Origin of the sequence: Aerococcus tenax (genome assembly GCF_003286645.3) — a bacterium.
GTDB lineage: Bacteria > Bacillota > Bacilli > Lactobacillales > Aerococcaceae > Aerococcus > Aerococcus tenax.
This window is the reverse complement of record NZ_CP127382.2, coordinates 1,436,218-1,460,525: the sequence shown is the minus strand read 5'-3', so window position 1 is coordinate 1,460,525 and position 24,308 is coordinate 1,436,218. Positions and strand designations below refer to the sequence as shown.

At 43.0% G+C, this 24,308-nt stretch carries 19 protein-coding genes; 17 read left to right on the top strand and 2 right to left on the bottom strand.

The window, feature by feature from the left end; translation table 11 throughout:
- Positions 1-35: 35 nt before the first annotated feature.
- Positions 36-722, bottom strand: a complete 687-nt coding sequence (locus tag DBT50_RS06790) for a histidine phosphatase family protein (RefSeq protein WP_111821972.1) — start codon at positions 720-722, stop codon at positions 36-38.
- A gap of 392 nt (positions 723-1,114) precedes the next feature.
- Here DBT50_RS06790 and leuS point away from each other — a divergent pair, with 392 nt between their 5' ends.
- From leuS to DBT50_RS06745, 9 genes are all read left to right on the top strand, one after another.
- The gene (gene leuS, locus DBT50_RS06785) at positions 1,115-3,529 is read left to right on the top strand and encodes a leucine--tRNA ligase (protein WP_111852618.1); all 2,415 of its coding nucleotides are present in this window, start codon (positions 1,115-1,117) and stop codon (positions 3,527-3,529) included.
- A 12-nt stretch (positions 3,530-3,541) separates the two neighbouring features.
- Positions 3,542-4,405 carry a bifunctional hydroxymethylpyrimidine kinase/phosphomethylpyrimidine kinase gene (locus DBT50_RS06780; protein WP_111852617.1) on the top strand — a complete coding sequence of 288 codons (864 nt, stop codon included), beginning with the start codon at positions 3,542-3,544 and terminating at the stop codon, positions 4,403-4,405.
- A gap of 164 nt (positions 4,406-4,569) precedes the next feature.
- Entirely contained in the window at positions 4,570-5,334 is a 765-nt protein-coding gene (locus DBT50_RS06775; protein ID WP_111852616.1) for an amino acid ABC transporter ATP-binding protein, read from the top strand.
- Positions 5,334-6,155 (top strand): transporter substrate-binding domain-containing protein, encoded by an 822-nt coding sequence (locus DBT50_RS06770; RefSeq protein ID WP_111852615.1) that lies wholly within the window; start codon positions 5,334-5,336, stop codon positions 6,153-6,155. Before DBT50_RS06775 ends, DBT50_RS06770 begins: the two co-directional genes overlap by 1 nt.
- Before the next feature lie 67 nt (positions 6,156-6,222).
- Positions 6,223-6,912 carry an amino acid ABC transporter permease gene (locus DBT50_RS06765; protein WP_111852614.1) on the top strand — a complete coding sequence of 230 codons (690 nt, stop codon included), beginning with the start codon at positions 6,223-6,225 and terminating at the stop codon, positions 6,910-6,912.
- A 3-nt stretch (positions 6,913-6,915) separates the two neighbouring features.
- Positions 6,916-7,512, top strand: coding sequence for an ABC transporter permease subunit (locus DBT50_RS06760; RefSeq protein WP_111853442.1), 597 nt, complete (start codon positions 6,916-6,918; stop codon positions 7,510-7,512).
- A gap of 105 nt (positions 7,513-7,617) precedes the next feature.
- Positions 7,618-8,604 carry a uroporphyrinogen decarboxylase family protein gene (locus DBT50_RS06755; protein ID WP_111852612.1) on the top strand — a complete coding sequence of 329 codons (987 nt, stop codon included), beginning with the start codon at positions 7,618-7,620 and terminating at the stop codon, positions 8,602-8,604.
- A gap of 135 nt (positions 8,605-8,739) precedes the next feature.
- Positions 8,740-10,452, top strand: coding sequence for a putative polysaccharide biosynthesis protein (locus tag DBT50_RS06750; protein ID WP_111853441.1), 1,713 nt, complete (start codon positions 8,740-8,742; stop codon positions 10,450-10,452).
- Positions 10,453-10,611: 159 nt separating this feature from the next.
- Complete coding sequence (locus DBT50_RS06745) at positions 10,612-12,141, top strand: IS1182 family transposase (protein WP_195851428.1); 1,530 nt, start codon at positions 10,612-10,614, stop codon at positions 12,139-12,141.
- Positions 12,142-12,226: 85 nt separating this feature from the next.
- On the opposite strand, the gene malQ is transcribed toward DBT50_RS06745, so the two are convergent.
- Positions 12,227-13,729: a 4-alpha-glucanotransferase gene (gene malQ, locus DBT50_RS06740; protein ID WP_111852500.1), complete on the bottom strand. Its 1,503-nt coding sequence runs from the start codon at positions 13,727-13,729 to the stop codon at positions 12,227-12,229.
- Between the two features lie 240 nt (positions 13,730-13,969).
- On the opposite strand from malQ, the gene pepV reads away from it, so the two are divergent.
- The 8 genes from pepV to pta all read left to right on the top strand — a co-directional run bounded on the left by pepV (position 13,970) and on the right by pta (position 24,305).
- A complete protein-coding gene (pepV, locus tag DBT50_RS06735; RefSeq protein ID WP_111852501.1) occupies positions 13,970-15,361 on the top strand; it encodes a dipeptidase PepV in 1,392 nt (463 codons plus the stop codon).
- Position 15,362: 1 nt separating this feature from the next.
- A complete protein-coding gene (locus tag DBT50_RS06730) occupies positions 15,363-16,112 on the top strand; it encodes a TrmH family RNA methyltransferase (protein ID WP_111852502.1) in 750 nt (249 codons plus the stop codon).
- A 26-nt stretch (positions 16,113-16,138) separates the two neighbouring features.
- Positions 16,139-16,756 carry an HD domain-containing protein gene (locus tag DBT50_RS06725; RefSeq protein WP_111821960.1) on the top strand — a complete coding sequence of 206 codons (618 nt, stop codon included), beginning with the start codon at positions 16,139-16,141 and terminating at the stop codon, positions 16,754-16,756.
- 26 nt (positions 16,757-16,782) lie between these two features.
- Positions 16,783-17,115: a winged helix-turn-helix transcriptional regulator gene (locus DBT50_RS06720; RefSeq protein WP_101560384.1), complete on the top strand. Its 333-nt coding sequence runs from the start codon at positions 16,783-16,785 to the stop codon at positions 17,113-17,115.
- Between the two features lie 867 nt (positions 17,116-17,982).
- Entirely contained in the window at positions 17,983-19,032 is a 1,050-nt protein-coding gene (gene pheS, locus DBT50_RS06715; protein ID WP_111846169.1) for a phenylalanine--tRNA ligase subunit alpha, read from the top strand.
- Between the two features lie 8 nt (positions 19,033-19,040).
- On the top strand, positions 19,041-21,482 hold the full coding sequence (pheT, locus tag DBT50_RS06710) for a phenylalanine--tRNA ligase subunit beta (RefSeq protein WP_111852544.1): 2,442 nt from the start codon (positions 19,041-19,043) through the stop codon (positions 21,480-21,482).
- Between the two features lie 230 nt (positions 21,483-21,712).
- Entirely contained in the window at positions 21,713-23,128 is a 1,416-nt protein-coding gene (locus DBT50_RS06705; RefSeq protein WP_060778560.1) for an alanine/glycine:cation symporter family protein, read from the top strand.
- Between the two features lie 178 nt (positions 23,129-23,306).
- Complete coding sequence (gene pta, locus DBT50_RS06700) at positions 23,307-24,305, top strand: phosphate acetyltransferase (protein WP_111852503.1); 999 nt, start codon at positions 23,307-23,309, stop codon at positions 24,303-24,305.
- Positions 24,306-24,308 lie beyond the last annotated feature (3 nt).

Below are 24,308 nucleotides of genomic sequence, written 5' to 3'. Positions count from 1 at the left end.
CCGGTTTTTATTTTTATACAAGATTTTTTACTTCTTTAGCTCATATTCCACTCGATTAATTCATAGAAACCATCATGATAGGAAACATGGGCATAGTGACCGTAGTCTAGCACATCGGCTAAGTCAAAATCAGCCAAGACCTCGTGCAGAAAGGCAGAGATCGGGGTATGGTGGGAGATGATGGCGACATTGATTTCGGGTTTCATATGGTCTAGGCGGTATTCTAAAGCCTCATCATGAACCTGCATCATCCCACTTTCTAGGCGATTCCAAAAGGTCATAAAATCTTCAGCTAAGCCTTCAGGATCACGGTGGCTAATGCCATCAATAACATTAGGCACAAATTGTGATTGAGGGATGCCTTCTTCTCGCATGTGGTGGACCATTTCCTGCAAGCTTTCGGGCCAGGCTACTTCGATGGGCTGCCCTTCCATACCGCCGTAATAAATCTCACGAAATTCTTTTAAGGGAGTGGCTATCAGGCCTTGAGGCTGACTCGATAAGAGGATTTGCGCACTTGTTTGACTCCTTGGCATGTCACTGGAGTAGGCTAAATCCAATGGAATGTTTTTAAAGTGGTCAGCTAAATCGGCCATCTGTGCTCGACCTACCCGGGTTAGGGGGGTATCGGTCCAACCTTGTACTTTTTCTTGACCAGCCAGCTTGTTTTGGTTGGCTTCGGTCTCTCCGTGGCGGATAAAGTAATAATGTATGGCTTGCATCAGATCACCTCCTCTTTTTTATCTTTTATTTATTTTAGCATATATTTTTACTAAAGGTGAGCCATTGCCTGAAAGAAATTCCCAAAGATAAATAAAGTTGCCCATCAACCTAAAGCGTGATACAATGGCATAAGTATGAAGACGACTCAGAAGTAGTAACTCGGGCGGAATACTTAGCGAGGATGTGCTTGGTGAAAACATCTTATTCCTAACAGTGAACTCGTCTGGTGATTCACACGCAACTTGTTTGCCGTCTCACCTGCGTTAAGGGTAAGAAGAGAGCCAACGTAGGTGGTACCACGATCATTCGTCCTATTTATGCAAGATAACTTGTATAAGGGGGCTTTTTTTTTAGGTAAATATTTCATGTTGAAATGGAAGGGGATTACATAATGGCTTATAACCACAAGACAATAGAGAAAAAATGGCAAAAATATTGGAAAGACAATAAAAGCTTTAAAACCTTAGAGGACAAGTCCTTGCCTAAGTTTTATGCATTGGATATGTTCCCTTATCCTTCTGGTCAAGGGCTCCATGTGGGGCACCCAGAAGGTTATACAGCAACCGATATTGTTTCGAGAATGAAGCGGGCCCAAGGTTATAATGTTCTCCATCCTATGGGTTGGGACGCTTTTGGTTTGCCAGCGGAACAATATGCCCTCGATACCGGTAATGACCCCGCCGAATTTACCCAAGCCAATATCGGGGTCTTCAAGAAACAAATTGAATCTCTCGGTTTTTCCTATGACTGGGACCGTGAAATTGACACCACTGATCCAGAATATTATAAGTGGACCCAATGGATCTTCACCAAACTCTTTGAAAAGGGACTAGCCTATGAAGATGAAATCATGGTTAACTGGTGTGAAGCCTTGGGGACGGTTCTAGCTAATGAAGAAGTGATTGACGGCTTGTCTGAACGGGGCAACCATCCTGTGGTTCGGCGTCCGATGAAGCAATGGGTATTGAAGATTACCGCCTATGCTGATCGGCTTTTAGATGGTTTAGATGACTTGGATTGGCCAGAAAGCATTAAGGAAATGCAACGGAACTGGATTGGTCGTTCCGAAGGGGCCGATGTGACCTTTAAGGTGGCTGATACTGACAAAGAATTTGAAGTCTTTACCACTCGTCCTGATACCCTTTACGGGGCAACTTACTGTGCTTTAGCCCCAGAACATCCATTAATCAAGCAAATTGTGAGCGAAGACCAAAAACAAGCGGTAGCTGACTATGTTGAAGCAGCCAGCCATAAGTCTGACTTAGAACGTACCGATCTCGCTAAGGAGAAGACTGGGGTATTTACTGGGGCCTATGCGGTTAACCCACTCAACGGGGACAAGCTCCCTATCTGGGTGGCTGACTATGTCTTGGTTTCTTATGGGAGCGGTGCTGTTATGGCTGTTCCTGCCCATGACCAAAGGGACTACGAATTTGCTCAGCAATTTGACCTTCCAATTAAAGCTGTTATCGAAGGTGGCGACCTGGAAAAAGAAGCCTACACTGGCGATGGGGTCCACATTCATTCAGAAGAACTGGATGGTTTAGGCAAGGATGAAGCCATTCAAAAAGCCATTGAAATCTTAGAAGACAAGGGCGCTGGCCAAGCTAAGACCTCTTACCGCCTCCGTGACTGGGTCTTCTCACGTCAACGCTACTGGGGTGAACCGATTCCTGTTATCCATTGGGAAAATGGGACCACCACAGCAGTTCCTGAAGCAGACTTACCTGTACTCTTACCAGAAGGCAAGGATATCAAACCATCAGGTACTGGTGAATCCCCACTCGCCAACTTTGAAGACTGGCTTAACGTTTATGATGAAGAAACTGGCCTCCACGGCAAGCGCGAAACCAACACCATGCCACAATGGGCGGGATCGAGCTGGTACTTTATTCGCTTCTGTGATCCTAAGAATAAGGAAGCTCTTATTAGTCAAGAAGCAGCCGACTATTGGATGAATGTTGACCTTTATATTGGTGGGGCAGAACACGCCGTTCTTCACCTCCTCTATGCGCGTTTCTGGAACATGTTCCTCTATGACTTAGGGGTAGTGCCTACCGAAGAACCCTTCCAAAAACTCTTTAACCAAGGGATGATCCTCGGTGAAGGTCATGAAAAAATGTCTAAATCAAAAGGCAATGTGGTCAACCCTGATGACATTGTGGAAGGCTACGGGGCCGATACTTTACGTTTGTATGAGATGTTTATGGGACCTCTGGATGCCTCAATTGCCTGGAGTGAAGATGGCTTAGCGGGGGCTAGACGCTTCCTGGAAAGAGTCTGGCGCCTATTTATCGATAGTGACGACCAATTACGGGACCGAATTACTACCATTGACACGGGTGAATTAGACAAGGTTTACAATCAAACCGTCAAGAAAGTCACTGAAGACCTGGAAAAATTACACTTCAATACGGCAATTTCGCAAATGATGGTCTTTGTTAATGAAGCTAATAAGGCAGAAAGTATTCCTTACGATTATGCCAAGGGCTTTGTCCAATTACTGGCTCCAATTGCCCCTCACTTGGGAGAAGAATTGTGGCAACGCTTAACTGGTGAAAGCGGAATTTCTTATGTGCCATGGCCAAGTTACGATGAAAGCCAATTGGTCGAAGAAAGTATCGAAATTGTTGTTCAAGTGAACGGTAAGATCAAGGAACGTCTCCAAGTGGCTAGTGGCCTTAGCCAAGAGGAATTGAGTCAAGCGGCCAAAGACTCTGACAAGGTCCAAGCAGCCATTGCTGGTAAGGACGTGGTGAAGGTGATTGCTGTTCCAGATAAATTGGTTAATATTGTGGTCAAATAGGAAGGAAATTGCATGAAGAATATTTTAATCGTCCATGATATTTCCTGCTACGGTAAGTGTTCTTCAACAGTAGCCTTACCTATCTTAGCCATGATGGAATTAGCGGGGACTTTACTCCCCACCTCACTCTTGTCAACCCACACGGGACCTGGTTTTGAAGGCTATACCTATCTGGATCTCAGTGATGAAATGGCAAAAATTGTTGATCACTGGCAATCTTTTGGTTTAACATTTGACGCCGTTTATGTTGGTTATTTGGGCAGCATTGAGCAAATTGACTTCTTAATTGAGAAATTACCTCAATTAATTAAGTCCGGTGGAAAAATTTACCTGGATCCAGTCATGGCTGACCAGGGCAAGTTTTATCCCGGCTTTGATGAAGCCTATGCCAAGGCCATGCGCAAGCTATGTGATATTGCTGATGTGATCATGCCCAATCAAACCGAGGCAGCCTTTATCTATGACTTTCCCTATCAGGAAGGCCTGGCCGGTTATCAAAGCGCTAAAGACTTAGCTGCTTTAATCAACCAGGACAGTGACCAGCCAACTTCACTGGTTCTGACTGGGGTAGGTTATGATGGTGATCAACAGACCGGGGCCTATTACTATGACGCTGAGAATAAGATTGATGGTTTGATACAGGCTGATTTTGTCGGCGGACTTTTCCATGGAACCGGTGATATTTTTGCTTCTATATTCGTTGGCGCCCGCGAAAATGGGGCTTCGCTAAAAGCAAGTACCGCCTTAGCTGTGGAAACTCTGCCCAAAATTCTCCAAGCCTCTATCGATAATCCCAATATTCACCAAGATGGCCTGGACTTCGAAAAAGCCTGTCCCGACCTTAACCGCTTTGTCCATGAGCTAAAAAATAAATAAAAAAACATTTAAGCGATTAATTTCTAGCCATTAAAGGCAGGAATTAATCGCTTTTTTTCAATACTGATAAAAAAACTTTCAACTCACTGAGCAATATGCTTTTTATGGGAGAAAAATATGTTAAAATTATTACTAACAAAAAATAAGTAAATGGAGGGAAGACTTTGCTGCGCCTAGAGAACATTCACAAAACTTTCGCTGATAAGGAAGTTTTAAAGGGGATCGACCTAACCGTCAATGACGGGGAAGTGGTTGCTATTATTGGTCCCAGTGGTACCGGGAAAACCACCTTACTAAGAACCATTAATTTCCTCGATCCCGCTGACCATGGAAATATCCAGCTCAATGACTTGACAGTGGCAGCTGACCAAGCGACCAAGCAGGAAATTACTGAAATCCGCCGGCGAACGGCTATGGTTTTTCAAAATTATAGTCTCTTTAAAAATAAAACCGTTTTAGAGAACGTGACAGAAGGTTTAATGACCGTACAAGGCAAGAGTGCTGAAGCGGCTGAAAAAATTGCCAAGGCAGAATTAGACCAGGTGGGCATGTTGGACCATTTAAACAAGTATCCCAGCCAGTTATCTGGAGGTCAGGCCCAGCGCGTAGGAATTGCCCGGGCAGTGGCTCTAAAACCTGAAATTTTACTTTTAGATGAACCAACCTCGTCATTGGACCCGGAACGGTCAGCAGAATTGCTGAAGATTCTACAAGAAATTGCCCGGACCGGGGTTACTATGTTGATTACTACCCATGAAATGGATTTTGCTAAATACGTTTCTTCCCAGGTTGTTTTTATGGAAAATGGGGAAATCGTTGAATCGGGAAGTCCCCAACAGATTTTTTCAGCAGCTAAGGAAGCCCGGACGCGAGACTTTGTCAATAAGATCCAACATCCCTTTTTAGCAGAAAGTGAGGAGAATAATTAATGAAATCATTAAAGACTTTTATCATTGTACTAGCAGGCCTCTTTTTAGCAGCCTGCGGGAATAGCCAAGGTGGATCCGAATCCGGAGCCAAAACCGTGACTGTTGCGGTTGAAAATGCGTCAAAACCTTTATCTTTTACCGATGAAAAGGGGAATTTAACTGGTTATGAAGTGGAGCTGATCCAAGCCTTAGATGAAGCCATGCCGGAATATAATATTAATATTGAAAGTGTTGACTCTGAAGCTGCTCAGGTAGGTTTGGAAATGGGACAATATGATTTTATCGGTGGGGGACTCTATAAGAACCCTGAACGTGAATCCATGTACCTCTTCCCAGAAAGACATACTGGAGCTAGCGTTATTGAAATTTACAAACGCGCTGATGATGATTCCATTCAAAGTTTAGATGATTTAACCGATAAGAAAGTTCACCCGGTTACTCCGAATGGGGGAATCTTTAACTTATTAACCGCTTATAATGAAGCCCACCCTGACAATCAAATTAATATTCAATTGGGTGAATCTGGCTCTTTTGCGGAACGTTTCCAAGCAGTTGACAAGGGTGAATCCGATGCTGTTGTAATGCCATCCAACCTGGGTGCCGATCAAATTATCGAAGAATTAGGCTTAAATGTGGATACAGCTGACCAACCTGTTCAAGTTAAAGCGACTTACTTTATGATTGCCCCTGACCGGGAAGATTTAAAAGAAGCTCTGGATAAGGCGATCCAACAACTAGCGGATGAAGGTAAATTACAAGAACTTTCAGAAAAATGGTATGGAAAGAACATTTTCGACTATGAAATCAGTGAAGAAAATTAATAGTTGTCAGGCGACTAATCAGTTAATAACCATTAGTCGCTTTTCTTTGTAATAAAGGAGTTGCTTTATGGATTTTGGATTTATTATTAATATACTCCCCACCCTCCTAAAGACCTTGCCGCTAACTTTGTTTGTTTTTGTAGTTGCCTTAGTTGGGTCCTTATTGCTGGCTGTTATTGTGGCCAGTTTACAGGTGAAAAAGATTCCAATAGTCGACCCGTTATTAAGGATATACTCCTCTTTTATGCGGTCGACCCCTGGGATTATCCACCTTTTTGTGGCTTATTATGGGATTCCTTTTGTTTTACGTCCCTTTCATATTTCACTGGGGACCAATAGCCAGGTGACGGCAGCGATTATAGCCTTGGTGGCTTATAACGGGGCCTTCATGGCTGAAATTATCCGTCCCGCCTATCTGGCTGTCGGCCAAGACCAAAAAGAAGCGGCCCTGAGTTTGGGGATGACTTCCTGGCAAAGGAACTGGCGGATTATTTTCCCACAAATTATCCCTATTGCCTTACCATCGCTAACGACAGCTGTCATCGACTTATTAAAAGATACATCCCTACTTTTCCTTATTGGTTTAGTCGACTTGATGGGGCAGGCGGAAATTATTATTGCCAATAATTACGGCCTTTACCAGGTGGAAGTCTACTTTGCTATTGCCCTCATTTATTGGGCCATGTCATCATTATTGATCTTAATCAGTAAGTTGCTGGAAAATCGTTACGCTATGATTTGGAGAAGGGAGGACTAGGCTATGCGCTTTGATCTTAATATTTTATGGGACACCATTTTAGTGGTCTTACAGGCGGTTCCCCGGGTCCTCTTATTAGCCCTGGTTGTCTTAATCTTGGGGATCGGCTTAGGGTCTTTAATTGCCTTAGTTAGACGTCGGCGAATTCCGATTATTGACCAATTGTTAGAAATTTTTATTTCCTATATGCGGGGGGTTCCCCTAATTGTTCATTTGTTCATTATCCGCTATAGTTTACCAAATGTAGCGGCTAGTTTTATGAACCTGCTTGGTTTTGGTATGGAGCCTAGTGAGTTTCCCAATATCTTGCTCATTATTGTTGCCTTTACCTTATTAGAAGCAGCCATTGAGTCGGAGAATATCCGTGGTGCCCTCAATGCGGTCAGTAAGGACCAAGTGGAGGCTGCTTTATCTATCGGAATGACTAAAAAGCAAAGCTTACAACGGATCATCTTTCCTCAAGCCTTAACAGTTGCCATTCCACTCTTCTTAAACGCTTATCTGAAGGCCATTAAGGTCCAGTCCCTAGCCTTCACTGTGGGTGTGGTGACATTCTTACTCAAGCCCGCTTTGCCGCCGCCTTGTCCTACCATTATCTAGAATCTTACCTGGCAGCGGCCCTCGTTTATTGGTTAATTTGTGGCCTCTTGCAGGTTGCCTTTGACCACTTGAGTCAGAAGATTTCATTTGAGAAAGGAGTCTAGTATGACAGACAAGAAAAAACTTTTAAAAGCCTTCATGGCTAAGCAAGTAACGGACTATACACCATTCTCTGCTTGGACCCATTACCCTGAAATTGACCGAGAGCCCCAGGCCATCAGCCAAGCCACTTATGATTTTGCCCGCCAGTTTGACTTGGATTTTATCAAAACCATGAGTAATGGTATGTATACGGTGGAAGACTATGGCGTCGACCTCGATTTTTCGGCCATAGCCAAGGGTGGGGTGGCCCAGGTTAAAGCGACTCCTATCCATTACTATCAGGATTGGCGGGAGGTTCCTGAGCTAAGCGTTGGCCAGGCCCCGGCCTTTCAAAGAGAGTTAGAACATTTGGAGCGCTTAGTGGAATTGACCAAGGGTGAGATTCCTCTTGTGGTCACTGTCCATAGCCCCTTAACGACTGCTAATAAGCTATGCCAGGGTCAGATTGACCAATACATTGAAGCGGATGGGGAAGGCTATCTCTTACAAGCTCTAGAACGCTTGACGCGGCCGACTATTGAATTTGTTCAATTAGCACTCTCTAAGGGGGCAGACGGGATCTACCTGGCCAGTCAAATGGCTTCCCATGATAAGTTGAGCCCTCAAACCTATCAAAAATATGGGATCCCCTTTGATTTGAAAATTATTGAAGCAGCGGAGTCGGGCTGGTTAAATACCCTTCATATTCACGGAGCGAATATTATGTTTGACCTTCTTAAGGACTACCCGCTTCCGATAATTAATTGGCATATTGGTGAGTCTAAACCCGAATTAGAAGAAGGCATTCAGGAAACCGATAAATTCATTATGGGTGGCTTACGTCGGGAGGCTATTACCCAAGCGGATTGGCCAACACTTAAAGACCAAGTTGCCCAATCCAAGGCTATTAATCAAACAGACAATCGTATCCTCTTAACGCCAGGCTGTGTGATCAGACAGCCCTTTTCCGAAGAGACTTTAGCGCGGCTTAGAGATTTAATCAGAAGCTAGGAGATGAGGATTTCTTAACTCCTTAAAGTCCTTAAGTTTACTTAATGAATCCAGGCCTCAATTGAATTGGGTAAAATTATTGATTAGAATGAAGTAATATGAACAAAAATTTTACGTTAGATTTGGGGTAAAACTATGAATGATAATGAGAGGAGCCAGTCTATCCTCCAGGACCAGCAATCCAAGGAGAAGCTCAATGAAGGATCGGCTTGGATGTCCATTGCTAGTGTGGTTTCTAGAATTCTTGGTGTCTTATATATTATTCCCTGGATGCATTGGATTGGAGACCCACAAGTCGGTACCGAAGCCAATGCCCTCTATGGGATTGGCTATAATTATTACTCGATATTCTTAGCCATAGCCATCGCTGGGGTGCCAGCCGCGATCTCTAAGCAAATGACCAATTATATGGCTAGAGGCCAGTACCAAACTAGTAAGCGACTCTTTAAAAGTGGGACTGTCATGATGTTAGCAACCGGGATTGTAAGTGCCCTGGCGCTTTATTTCCTGGCTCCCTTTCTAGCCCAGGGAAAGCCGGCGCGAAACGTAGAAGATGTTATCTTAGTCATCCGCTCCTTAGTGCCTGCCTTGGCCTTGATTCCCTTGCTATCGATTTTGCGGGGTTATTTTCAGGCCTATTTAGAAATGAAGCCCAGTGCGATTTCCCAGGTTACTGAGCAGTTTGCCCGCGTCATTTATATGTTGGCGACGGTTTATCTGATTCGTGTGGTCATGGATGGCAGTGTCGCTAAGGCGGCCAGTCACTCCACCTTTGCTGCCTTTATAGGGGCAGTTATAGCGATTGGAACCCTGGCTTTCTATTACTTCAAAAACCGAGATAAATATGCAGTCCCCTCTGGTCATGTGGACAGTGACTATGTAGGCACCCGGACACTCCTAATCGAAATTGTCCGCATAGCGATTCCCTTTGTGATTACGGGCTCGATCATCGAAATGGTCAACCTCATCGATATGAATACCTTCATGCCAATCATGCAAAGGGTGAGTGACCTAGGAGAAGGACAGTTAATTTATGAATATGGGGTATTTAATGCCAATGCCCGCCGGGTGATTCAAATTATTATTTCTTTTGCAACAGCGATTTCCTCAACTACCGTTCCCGTGGTGACTGATGCTTATACTCGAGAAGTGGCTAAATTCCAGGCTCGATCAGCTTACGATGACTACTTAAAACCTGTTTTTGACCATAGCTGTGATGTGGTCTTACACAGTATCCACCTCTTCACCTTAGTGATGGTGCCAGCAGCCATTGGCTTAGCTGTTCTAGCTGCCCCAGTCTACCAGTTGCTTTACGGAATAAATGACCCCTTAGGTGAATTTTACTTACAAATTTCTTGTTTGATGGCTATTCCTATGGGGCTTTTCTATGTTTTAGTGATGACCTTGCAGTCTATGGACCAACAGAAAAAAGCCATCTTTGGGATTGTTTTAGGCCTAGGAATTAAATTGTTGGTCCAGTTTCCGCTCCTGGCAGTCTGCGGCAGCCAAGGAGCCATGTATGCCTCAATACTGGCATTTATCTTTATGTGTGCCTTCTACCTAACATGTATTTATAAGCGGATCCAGTTTAGCTTTTCTGACTTAGCTGGACGGATCTGGCCAGCCCTCAAAGTAGTCCTGATTATGGGACTAATCAGTGAAATAACTTATCAAATTCTCCACTGGATCATTCCGGAGCCTAATAAGTTAGGCGCTTTTGTGATGGTTATCCTTGTCGCTTTAGTCGGAATTTGGATCTATTTAATTGGACTCATCAAATCTCAACAATTAGAAATTATCCTAGGTCAAGATAAAGCACAAAAATTACGTCAGTATTTACATTTATAGATTGAGGCACAAAAAGAGGCTGGGACAAAAGCCTCGAAATAAAAAGGGTTAAGAAGTTAGTTTTCACTAATTTCTTAACCCTTTTACTTAAAATTAGGTATAAAAAAAGCACCCTGCTATAATATTAGTAACCACACTAAAGATTAAGGGGTGCTTCTTATGTACATACAATATAACATGAATCAAACAACACTTCCACTAGAATTATCTGCATGTATCGATCCAGATCATATTGTATTTTCAATCTATAATTTTATTGAATCTCTGGATGAAAAACATTTTGAAAGCTTCAGTACCCAGGACGGACGTCCTGCCTATCATCCAAAACCTTTAATTATGGCGCTTTTATATGCTTATAGTAAAGGCGTATTTAGTGGAAGAAAAATAGAAGAATTAATGGTTGAAAATATACCCATGCAGTGGCTAGTCGCTCAACAAGTGATTAGCTATCGAACGATTAATCGCTTCCGTTCCTCAGAAAATTGTAGATGTTTATTAGAAAATTTATTCGTTGAGTTTACCACTCAGTTAAAGTTAGAGAAATTAATTCATTTAGAAAATTGCTTTATAGATGGAACTAAAATTGAAGCGAATGCCAATAAATATTCTTTTGTTTGGAAAAAGGCAACTGAAAAATATGCAGAGCAATTAAAAGTGACTTCACGTGAATATTACTTTAATGAAATTCAACCGATGGTTGATGCTGGCATCCAATATGATGAAAATTTAGATCTAGAAGAAAATATGCTTCAAGAGATATCTAAAGTTCTTAAGGAAGAAATCGATAAACTCACTGAAGATATTGAGGAAACTCCTGTAAAAGGGCCAGATCAACGTAAACAAGAACGTCGTCGTTTGAAAAAACATTACCGTAAAGTGAGTAAAGATTTTCTACCCCGCAAACAAAAGTATGCCAAACAGTTTGAAACATTTAACGGAAGAAACAGCTATTCAAAAACAGATCCTGATGCTACGTTCATGCGAATGAAAGATGATCATATGATGAATGGGCAATTGAAAGCGGGATACAATATCCAAGTAGCGACTGAAAACCAGTTTGTCCTTCATTATGATATTTTCCACAATCCGACGGACACGCGGACTTTACAACCCTTTGTTGAAAGTTTCCCTAATTTCCCGAAATGCATTATAGCTGATGCTGGTTATGGTAGCGAAGAAAACCTTACTTATTTAGATAACCATAAAATTAACCATTTGATTAAATATAATCGGTTTGATAAAGAGCAGAAAAAGAAACATAAAAAATCAGCTAAAAATATGGATAATTGGAGTTACGATAAGCAAAGTAATACTTTTACACATCCTGACGGCACGGTTTATTTCTTTAGTCATCTCCAAAAACGAAAAAATAAAATGAGTGGTTATATTTCTGAAATTCAGGTTTATAAACCTTTGGACCCAAAAAATGCACCGCAAAAGGCGCTTTACTATAATAAAAACTATCAGGAATTAAAGAATATAGAAACACAGAAGCTTTTATCTGAAGAAGGATCTAAGCTCTTTTCCAAACGGAAAATTGACGTTGAACCAGTTTTTGGCCAGATAAAGGCTATTTTAGGGTTCACTCGATTTAACCTCAGAGGGAAAACAAGGGTTAAAACTGATGTTGGATTGGCCTTCATGGCCAATAATTTGAAAAAATATAGCAAAATAAAAGCAATAAAATAAGAGAATCTACAAATCACGCTTAAGTAATTTGTAGATTCTCTTTTAGTTTTAGAGTTCGCAGACTTTTGTCCCAGGCTCTTTGTTATTAAGGAAAATTTTTAACTATGGGTAAGCGGTGGTAGAGTCTGGTCAGGCTGTAGAGGTTCTTGACCAAGCTGTACGTTAAGGCGGTAGCTGACATCCGCCATTGCCAGTTGCCTCCTAAGGTGGAGGGGGTATTTATGCGGGCCTGGTCATCAAGATTTAAGAGGTCTTGCATGGTATAGATGACTGTTTGACTGCAAGAGGCGGCTAGGGTTCGGTTTAACATTTCCGCGACACTCTCCGCTTTCTGCCGACCACAATAGGCATCAATATAGTAGCGGCTGGCAGCGTCTTGACCTAAATACCAGCCTAGGGCCGTTTGGTTGTCATGGGTCCCAACATAGGCAACAGAATTTTTATTGAAATTGTGGGGGAGGTCAGAAGAATCTTCACCAGAAAAGCCAAATTGCATGACATGCATGCCGGGAAAACCGGTAACTTCTAGTAAGTCAGCAACTTCTTGGGTCAGAAAGCCCAAGTTTTCTGCGATAATGTTGACAGATCCTAGGGCTTCCTTGATGGCTTGGAACAAGTCAAGGCCTGGCCCCTTGACCCATTTGCCACTGGCTGCAGTTGGAGCGCTAGCTGGTATCTCCCAATAGGCTTCAAAGCCCCGAAAATGGTCAATTCTTACCATGTCATAGAGCTTGAGGCTGGCTTGGATCCGTTTGATCCACCACTGATAATTGTCCTTGGCCATGGTCTCCCAATCATAGATCGGATTTCCCCATAATTGCCCATCAGAAGAAAAGGCGTCTGGAGGACAACCCGCGACCACTTGAGGCTGTCCGCTTTGGTCAAGCTTAAAAAAGTGGGGCGTTTGCCAGACTTCGACACTATCACTAGCCACATAAATGGGAATATCACCAATCAGGTAAATGCCTTTTTGATTGGCATAGTCCTTTAGGGCAAACCATTGCTTAAAGAAGAAATATTGACTGACATAATGGTAATTGAGGCTGTTTTTTTCTTGGGTTAGGATTGCCTTTACGGCCTCACCATCCCTTAAACGGATAGCTTCGGGCCAGTCGCTAATCGGGCTTAGGTCATAATATTCTTTTACCGCCATAAATTCAGCAAAAGGCTGCAGCCAGTCCTGATTATCCTGGATAAAAGTCAGATAATCAGGATCGCTGTCGGCTTGCTCAAGAAAGCTAGCGACGGCCTTTTCTAGGATGGGGCGCTTATGATAAAAGATTTTGGCATAGTCGATCTGTTCGGGATTATTGCCCCAGTCGATGCCTTGATAGTCGTCGGCTTCAATTAAGCTCCAATCGACTAGGGTTTTTAAGTCAATGAAATTGGTGTTACCAGCAAAGGCAGAAAAGGATTGGTAGGGGGAATCCCCATAGCTGGTTGGCCCTAGCGGTAGGATTTGCCAATAGCTTTGCCCGGCTGCGGCTAGGAAGTCCACAAATTGATAGGCGGACTTTCCTAAGCTCCCAATCCCTTCCGCATTAGCCAAGGACGATATAGGTAAGAGCACACCACTTGCACGTGTCATAGGCTTTTTCTCCTTTAATTAAGATTAAACTTATTATAGCAAAAAGGTGGAAAAGAATGACTTTTTCCTTTTCTTTAAGGGGTGATTGCCGTCTTGAGGTAACCAGGAAACGCTAGATTAAGAAATGGTGATCAAGCTTGTTCTTGAATATAATTTAGTTAAAGAGAAAGAAATATTTACTCCCTTAGCCAAGACAAAGGCTCTTGTGCTATAATGTAGCCAATTGGAGGGATGAAGAAGATGACGATTAATTGGCAAGAAGAAGTTGCAAAAGTAAAAGACGACTATCTTAATGATTTATATACTTTACTGAGAATTCCTAGCTACCGTGAAGACGATAAGGCTACGGAAGAAGCACCGCTAGGCCCTGGTCCTAAGGCAGCCCTAGACGCTTTCTTAGCCATGGTGGACCGTGACGGTTTTACCAGTAAGAATGTTGCCAACATGGCGGGGCGCTTTGAATTTGGTCAAGGCGATGAAATTTTAGGGATTATTGGCCACTTAGATGTGGTTCCTGTCGACGATTCTTGGGAAACTGATCCTTTTGAACCAACCCTCATTGATGGTAAACTCTATGCCCGCGGGGTAAGCGATGACAAGGGCCCAATGCTAGCAGCCTACTACGCCTTAAAAATTATCCGTGACTTAGATTTACCCGTATCGAAAAAAGTTCACTTTATTGTCGGAACGGATGAAGAAAGTGAATGGAAGGGCTTGACCCGTTACCTGGAAACCGAACCCCTACCTGACTTTGGTTTCTCACCAGATGCTGAGTTTCCAATTATCAATGGAGAAAAGGGGATGTATTCCACCACCTTGAAATTTCCTGCCTTAGAAGGGGCGATTGAATCCTTTGAATCTGGCATTCGGGAAAATATGGTCCCAGGGGATGCTGATGCGGTTATCAAGGGCTTTGACCTTGAAGAAGTCCAAGCCGCTGCTGAAGAATTCCAAGCTAAACAACCCGTTAGCTTGACGGTTGAGGCTAGTGCAGACAATAAGATCCACCTCCACCTACATGGTCGGGTATCACATGGGGCCTTCCCTGAAGCCGGAGAGAATGCAGCGACTTACCTGGCTTTATTCTTAAAGAACCTATCTAGTGATTTAGAAGGCAATTCCTATATTAGCTTCATTGCTAACCTCTTGCACCAAGACTTCAAGGGGCAAAAGACCGGGATTGACCACCATGATGAAGTGATGGGAGACTTATCCTTAAATCCAGGTGTCTTTGGTGCCAAGGATGGACAACAATTTGTGACCTTGAATATTCGCTTCCCTCAAGGGCAAAGTTTTGAACAATTGAATAAATCTTTTAGTCAATTAGGTGACCAATTTGGCTTTGCCCAAGAAACTGGGACTTCTAACAAAGTGCCTCACTATGTTCCTGGGGATGACCCACTTGTTGAAACCCTCTTAGAGGTTTATGAAGAACATACTGGTATGGAAGGCCACGAAGTTGTTATTGGCGGTGGAACCTACGGCCGTTTGATGGAACGGGGCGTTGCCTTTGGGGCTGAATTCCCAGATGAAGTGTCTACCATGCATGAGCCTAATGAAGTCCAACGCGTTGATCGCCTCCTCTTAACTATGGCCATTTATGCGGATGCGATTTACCGCTTGATCAAGTAATATGCTGACTTCTAAAAATAATCCCAAAATTAAGTCCGCTAAAAAATTATTAAGCCGGCGGGGGCGAGAAAAGGCTGGCCAGTATCTTATTGAAGGCCCTCATCTTTTAGAGGCTGCCTTAGAGGCAGGGGCTGACCTAGCGGAAGTTTTTCTTACTCCTGAACATGAAGCCGACTTTAAGCTGGCTAATCAAACTCTGATTAGTCCTGAAATAGCCCAAGAACTATCTGACACCCAAAGGGATCAGGGGGTCTTTGCAGTGGTTAACCAAGACCAAAAAGCTTCCTTCAAACCGGCTTCTCCTGCAGTCCTGCTATTGGATGGGGTCCAAGATCCGGGAAACCTGGGCACCTTGATCCGGTCGGCAGATGCTTTTCATTACCAAGATATTTACTTGGGTAAGGGCACTGTTGATCCTTATAGTCCCAAGGTGGTCCGTTCCATGCAGGGCAGTCAATTCCATGTTCGCCTCCACCAAGTGGTTTTAGAAGAAGCCATGGCCAGTTTGAGGGCAGCAGGCTATTGTTTAGCAGCGACCGAATTAAATGATCAGGCGCAAGCTTTAGAAACTTATAACTTGAAAAAACGCCAAAAATGGGGCATCATTTTAGGTAACGAAGGAAATGGTGTCCGACCGGAAATCATTGCAGCGAGTGATATTAGTCTCTATATTACCATGCTGGGTCAGGCGGAATCATTGAATGTCGCCATTGCCGGCTCGATCGCTATGCACCACTTCCTTCCCAATTGATCAGTAGGGTCAACAAAAGAAAGGACATGAACTTATTGACAGAAACTAATTACCCTTGGGAAAATGACCGTGACTATTTGGCCTTAATCGATGATATTAAAGACCATGAATTTATTACCGATTTAGGTCTATTTCGCCAACATATTTATGGGAATCGTTTAGTTCATTCTTATTCTGTCAGTTATTATAGTTATAAAATTGCTAAGCGTTTAAACTTAGACTATCGTTCAGTCGCTCGTGCGGGTTTAATGCATGATCTTTTCTACTATGATACGAAAGAAATGACATTCTCAAAAGGCAATCATTTCACCAATCACCCTTATATTGCACTAAAAAATGCAGAAGTCTTAACCGACTTAAACGAAGTTGAACATGATATTATCATTAAACACATGTGGTTGGCTACTTGGCAACTTCCTGCTTATCCAGAGTCATTTGTGGTGACTTTTGTGGATAAATATTTAGCATCGACAGAATATTTGAAACCTGCCTCTAAGATTTGGCGGGACAATTGCCATACTTTCTGTAGCCAACGCATTCTTAATCCTCTAAACCAAGCCATTAATGAGCGCTTGCTAACGCCATTTAATCGCTTGAGAAGAAAATATTTTCCGAAATTAGCAGAAAATAATAAGAAAAATTAACTTTATATAAGAAAGGAAGTGACCGCTTGAGTGAACAGCACATTCCTTCTCTGTGTCGCAAGTTTGAGCAAGGTTTCCAATTACTAGGAAAGAAATGGAATGGTTTAATCATTCAAAGCTTACTCAAAGGCCCACTTCGTTTTTCTGAATTACGTGACCATATTGATGGGATTTCCGACCGGGTACTGACCGAAAGGCTAAGAGAGTTGACCTGCTTAGGAATCCTTGAACGGGTGACGCAATGTAGTGATTGCCACAAATATACTTACTATGCCCTCACTCAAAAAGGCCAAGACCTTGAAACCGTCTTAACCTCACTGCATTCCTGGTCTGACCAATGGATTGAGTTAGATAAGTAAGAGTGTGACAGTTACGACAAAGGACGAAACAATTGGAGAAAACTGGGATAAGCTCAGTTGTAAGGATGTGAGGACGCCGTCAGAGGCTTGAATCACTGGAAGAAAATGCCATAAGCACAGCTATAAGGATGTGAGGAAGGATCAGTGAGGGAGATTCCTTGGAGGAAAAGATGATAAGATCAGTTTGCTGATCGTTCAACTTTTCTGAAAGGACATCCCCTCACCCTTCCGAGCTCAACTAGTCTGTGCGTTGGAATTTTCTGAAGTGACTTCAAGGCTGGTGTCCAAACTCAACTAAGCTGAGCGTTGCCAGTTTTAGTCGGGTTCGACTTGGCAGACTTGGAGTGATTTCACAAGTCAGAAACAAGCGAATGTTTCGCTTTTATTCTGACTTGCTCCAATCATCCAAGCCTAGGCGCCAAGTCTCACACCCTGTGTGAAGTGGACGTTCGTCCTGTGACTGGAGCATTTTTTTAATAAGGAGACTGGATATTAAGTCCAGTCTTTTTTATCCCTATCAGATTACATGTTGACGAAAGCCACTTTAACGGCTACAATTATCCTTAATGAATACGTTGATAGAAGACGGTTCCTTATCATAGCCTGTAACAGGAAGAGAAATCACCGATTGAGAGTTTCTTACAGGTAAGCGGGGAATTTTTCACTTCTGGAGTAGGTACCGGGCGACAGCAGTCAAAAGGTACCCCGACTGGGCTCGTTATCGCCTGAAATGAAGGGTTTATTCGGTTTTGTTAAGCAAACTGAGTAAAAACTAGGGTGGTACCGCGGTCTCTCGTCCCTATTGGGAATGAGAGACTTTTTTTGTGGAAAAATTCTCACATAATCGTTATAAAAAGGAGTTTAAGCATGGATATAATTAGCAATTTACAAGCAATTGAAGGGCAAATCGCTGAAGAAATTCAAAGCATTTCTAGCCTTGATGATGTGCAGGCTATTCGCGTCAAGTACCTAGGGAAAAAGGGGCCGATCACCGAAGCTTTGCGGCATATGAAGGATATTGATCCTAGTGAACGCCCTAAAGTAGGGGCCTATGCCAATGAATTAAAAAATAAAGTGGCTAAAGAACTCGACCAAAAACAAGCTGTTTTAGAAGAAGAAGCCCTTAACCAAAAATTAATGGCGGAAACCATTGATGTGACCCTGCCTGGTAAGCAACAAAAATTAGGTAGCCAACATGTGATTAGCCAAGTCATGGAAGAAATTGAAGATCTCTTCTTAGACCTTGGTTATATCATTGTCGAAGGGCCAGAAATCGAATCTGATTATTACAACTTCAAGCGGATGAACTTACCAGAAGATCATCCAGCCCGCGATATGCAAGATACCTTCTATATTGAAAAGAATCAGGTTCTCTTACGGACCCATACTTCACCAGTCCAAGCCCATGCTATGGACCAACATGATTTTTCTAAGGGGCCTTTGCAAATGATTAGTCCAGGTAAGGTTTATCGCCGGGACTCTGACGACGCCACCCACTCCCACCAATTCCACCAAATTGAGGGACTAGTGGTTGATAAAAATATCGGCCTCTCAGACTTAAAGGGAACCCTGGAATTGTTTGCCCGCCATCTCTTTGGGGCGGACCGCCAAGTGCGTCTACGTCCATCCTACTTCCCATTTACTGAACCATCTGTTGAAATTGACATCTCTTGTTTCAAGTGTGGTGGCCAAGGCTGCAACATCTGTAAGAAAACTGGCTGGATTGAAATTCTCGGTGGGGGTATGGTTCATCCTAATGTCCTAGAAATGTCAGGGATTGATAGCGAAGAGTATAGTGGCTTTGCCTTTGGACTGGGACCAGACCGGGTAGCTATGTTGAAATACGGGATTGAAGATATCCGTCATTTCTACCAAAACGATCTTCGCTTTATTCATCAATTTCAAGAAAGAGGGTAATGACTGACATGTTAGCATCACGTAATTGGTTAAATGAATTTGTAGATATTAAAGATATTCAAGATGAAGCTTTAGCAGAAGACTTATCACGGACCGGTTTGGAAGTCGATGGCTTGAACCAAGATTTTTCCGGCTTGAAGAAAATTGTCGTTGGAAAGACCTTATCTGTGGAAAAACATCCCAATGCCGATAGCTTGCACGTTTGCCAAGTGGATGTTGGCCAAGAAGAGCCCTTACAAATTGTGTGTGGCGCGCCTAATGTGGCAGCTGGTCAGAAGGTTATCGTTGCTTTACATGGGGCACGCGTTGCCGGTAACCAAAAGATTAAGAAGGGAAAATTGCGCGGACAAGAGTCCAATGGGATGCTCTGTTCTTTACAGGAACTCGGCTTCAGCGAAAATGTGATTCCCAAAGAGTTTGCTAATGGGATTATGATCTTACCGGAAGATGCTCCCTTAGGCCAAGACATTAAAGAATATTTACACTTAGAAGATACGGTCTTAGACCTCGATATCACCCCTAACCGGGCCGATGCCCTATCCATGCGGGGCGTCGCTTATGAATTAAGTGCCATCTATGACCGTCCTATTGACATCAACACTTATGATGACCAAGCCTTTGAAGCGGGAAGTGATTTAAGTGACGAGGTCACTGTTGAAATTTCTGATAGTGATCTCTTCCCTCACTACACTGCTCATTTGGTTAAGGATGTTAAAATTCAAGCCAGCCCGATTGAGGTACAAATCCGCCTCATGAAGGAAGGTATCCGTCCGATTAATAATGTGGTTGACGCCACCAACTATGTCTTATTGGAATACGGCCAACCCCTTCATGCCTTTGACTATGATAAGTTGCAATCTAAAACCATTGCTCCCCGTCTAGCCAAAAATGGAGAAAAATTAGTGACCTTAGACGGTGTGGAAAGAGACTTAACCGATGACGACTTAGTCATTACTGACGGCCAAGAACCCATTGCCCTAGCTGGAGTGATGGGGGGCTTGTCTACTGAGATTGATGACAATACCACCACTGTCTTGATTGAATCAGCCATGTTTAATTCTTCCCATATCCGCCGCACAGCCAGACGCTTAGCCCTTAGAAGTGAGTCGAGTTTAAGAAATGAACGTGGCTTAAATATCGCCACTATCGATGAAGCCGGCGCCTATGCAGCCCAATTGATGGAAGATTGGGCTGGTGGACAAGCGGTTATGGGACGCGCCCGGGTATCTCACCTTGACGTTAAAGATAAAGAAGTGACGACCAATTTAGCTTATATTACCAGTCTCCTAGGTATGGAAATCAGTTTTGAAGAGGTCAAAGAATCCTTTAGACGGTTGGGTTTCCCGGTTGAAGGTGCCGCTGATGAATTTACCGTGTCCGTTCCTACTAGACGTTGGGATATTTCCATTCCAGCTGACTTAGTGGAAGAAGTCGCCCGTATCTATGGTTACGATAAGATTCCTTCCCGAATTTCACCCGTCCAACCGGTGAAAATTGGCTTAAACGACTGGCAAAAATTTGAACGTCAAAGCCATCGGACTATGGAAGCGCTAGGCTTTGACCAAGTGATTTCTTACAGTTTAACCAGTGAGAAGAAACTTGATGTCTTACAAGCCCAAGCCCATGAAGCCGTAGCCTTGGATTTCCCAATGAGTGACGAACGCCGTTATATGCGGACTAACTTACTGACCAGTCTATTAGATATTGCTCAATACAACTTGGCTCGTAAGGTGAAGGACGTGCAAATCTATGAAATTGGCCGGGTCTTCTATGATGACGAGATAGAAGATGACCTGCCTCGTGAAGAAAGCCATCTAGCAGCCCTGTGGACGGGTGATGTCGAAGGCGATAGCTGGCAAGGCAAGGCCCAAGCGGTTGACTTTTATGATATGAAGGGGGCAGTGGAATCGCTACTGGCTTCTTACAATTTAGCTGGGCAAATCCGTTACCTACAAAGTACCGATTTACCGGATACCCATCCGGGTCGGACAGCCCTTGTACAAGTGGAGGACCAAGGAGAATGGCTAACCATTGGTTACTTAGCCCAACTCCACCCTCAAATTACTAAGGACTATGACCTCAATAACCAAAGTTTCGTGGCTGAGTTTAACTTACAAGCTATCTATGACTTACCAGAGCACCAAGTCATCCAAGAACCCCTGGCAAAATATCCAAGCATTAGCCGCGATATCGCCATGGTTGTGGCTGAAGAAGTGAGCCATGCTGAAATTGTAGCAACCATTCAAAAAGCAGCCAATAGTTACCTGGTTAATGTTAAACTCTTTGACATTTACCGTGGTGAACATATCCAAGACGGGCAAAAATCGGTAGCTTACCAACTCACTTATCTGAACCCAGAAGCGACTTTGGTGGATGAAGAAGTCAATGAAGATTTTGCTAAGGTCAAAGCAGCCCTTGCTAATGACTTACAAGCAAAAATTCGCGATTAAGATTCAATCATCTTGCTGCTAAGCAAGTGCCAAGTGTGTGGCAGTAAAGCTAACATTGCTAATAAAGACTATCTTTAAAGAACCTTGATAAGTCAAGGTTCTTTTTTTGGCGGGAGATTTAAATTTAAAACGATGTCAAAAATCATTACAAAAAACCATTGCTATTTATCGGCCTTTTCGCTAATCTAATAAGGTAAAAACTTTTAATTGATAAAAAGGAGCTGACTTCAGTGACTGAACAACTGATTAATTTTCTGACACCAATCAGCAATGTCCTTTATTACCCGATTTTAATTGTCTTGCTTTTGGGAATTGGTCTTTATTTTACCTTCCGCACTAAGGGGGTCCAAATTAGAGATTTTAAGGAAGCAATTGGGGTAATTATGGAAAAACCTGAAAAAGAAGATTCGGTATCTTCATTCCAGGCCTTAATGGTTTCAACGGCTTCACGGGTAGGAACCGGGAATATTGTCGGTGTCTCAACAGCCATTTGTTTAGGTGGCTATGGGGCGGTCTTTTGGATGTGGCTAGTGGCTATTATTGGCGGTTCTTCGGCCTTTATTGAATCTACCCTAGCTCAAATTTACAAGAAGAAAACGCCAACTGGGGATTCTTATGGGGGCCCCTCCCATTACATTGAAACGGCCCTCCATAATCGGGGATTAGGCATTATCTTTTCCGTGTTTTTAATTTTGACTTACGCAGTTGGTTTCAATATGCTGGCTGCCTATAATTTACAAGACTCCTTTCAAGTCTATGACTTCTACCATGCTCAATGGACGCCTTTAATTGTTGGTGGGGTCTTGGCTTTGGTGACCGGCTATTGTATCTTGGGTGGAGGCAAACGGATTATTTCCTTCACTAGTTTTTTAGTTCCCTTTATGGGGACCATTTATGTTGGGGTCGCTTTGATTATGATCCTCTTTAACTTGAATTACCTGCCCACCATCTTTACTTTAATTTTTAAGGATGCCTTTAACTTCAAGGCCATCTTTTCAGGAATTGCTGGGTCGAGTATGATGTATGGAATCAAGCGTGGTCTCTTTTCTAATGAGGCAGGGATCGGTTCAGCGCCTAATGCAGCCGCTTCAGCCCATGTATCCCATCCGGTTAAGCAAGGGTTGGTACAAATGATTTCGGTCTTTATCGATACCTTGTTAATTTGTTCAGCAACCGCCTTCATGTGTTTAAGTTCAGGAATAACCCCTGCAGAAGAATTATCTGGAGCGGCCTATGTCCAAGCTTCCCTTGCAACCGTCTTTGGAAACTTTGGGAATATCTTTATTACGGTATCACTCATGCTCTTCGGTTTTACGACTTTAATTGGAAACTTATATTATGTCGATAATAATATTGCCTATATTTTTAAAGGCACGCCAAGACCTGGGATTATGCGTCTCTTTAGAATCTTTTTCATCTTGGTGGTCTTCTTAGGAGCCTTACAAGAATCGTCTTTGGCCTGGATGACTGCAGATATTCTAATGGCCTTGATGGCTTTAATTAACTTACCGGCCATTTTACTGTTAAGTAAGCAGGCCATTGCCGCTTTAAATGATTACCATAAGCAAAGAAAAGCGGGTAAAAATCCTGTCTTTAGAGCCAAGGATATTGGCCTAGATCCACAAAAATTGGATTTCTGGCAATAATCTCGGATAAATCATTATATTGATGAAATTGTGAGCGCTTCTCCAGCTGCCGATTCTATTCGTAATAGGCAAGCTGGAGGGGCACTCTTTTTCTTTGTACTTTTTGCATATGATTATTAGAAACGCTCATTTTATGGTAAACTAAAATTAGAATCTAATAATTTATGGAGGTAGAGAAATGGCTTTATTTGATGAATTAAAAGCAAAAATTAAAGGAAAACAAACGCGTATCGTTTTTCCAGAAGCTACTGATGAACGGATTCAAGGGGCTGCAGCTCGCTTAAAAGCTGACGACCTATTAGTTCCTATTTTAGTGGGTAACCCTGATGAAATTCATTCTCAAGCTAAAGACCGCGACATTGACCTATCTGGGATTGAAATCGTAGACCCTGATAACTATGATGCTTATGAAGAAATGGTCCAAGCCTTTGTTGAACGTCGTAAAGGCAAGGCTACTGAAGAACAAGCCCGTGAAATGCTTAAAGACGTTAACTACTTTGGTACCATGCTCGTCTACATGGGTAAAAGTGACGGTTTAGTTTCAGGAGCTGCCCATGCGACTGGTGATACCGTACGTCCTGCTTTACAAATCATCAAGACTAAGGCCGGGGTAAAAAACGTTTCTGGCGCTTTCTTATTGACCCGTCCTAAAGAAGACGGCAGTGAAGAAAAATACATGATGGGGGACTGCGCGATCACCATTAGTCCAGACGCAGAAACCTTAGCGGAAATTGGTTTAGTGACAGGGGAAACCGCTAAATTATTTGACGTGGAACCGGATATTGCTTTCTTGTCATTCTCAACCAAGGGATCAGCTTCATCTCCAGAACAAGAAAAAGCTGCCCAAGCAACTAAGATCGCTCAAGAAAATGCGCCTGAAGACTTCAACGTTGATGGTGAATTACAATTTGACGCGGCTCTGGTTCCAGCTGTTGGGGAAAAGAAAGCCCCTGGATCAAAAGTAGCTGGTCATGCCAAAGTGCTTATTTTCCCAGAAATTCAATCAGGAAATATCGGTTACAAGATTGCTCAACGTCTCGGTGGCTTTGAAGCGATTGGGCCTATCTTACAAGGAATGGCTAAGCCAGTAAATGACCTATCACGTGGCTGTAACGAAGAAGATGCCTACAAATTAGCTATCGTTACTGCCCTACAAGCAGGCTTAAACGAAAACTAAGAC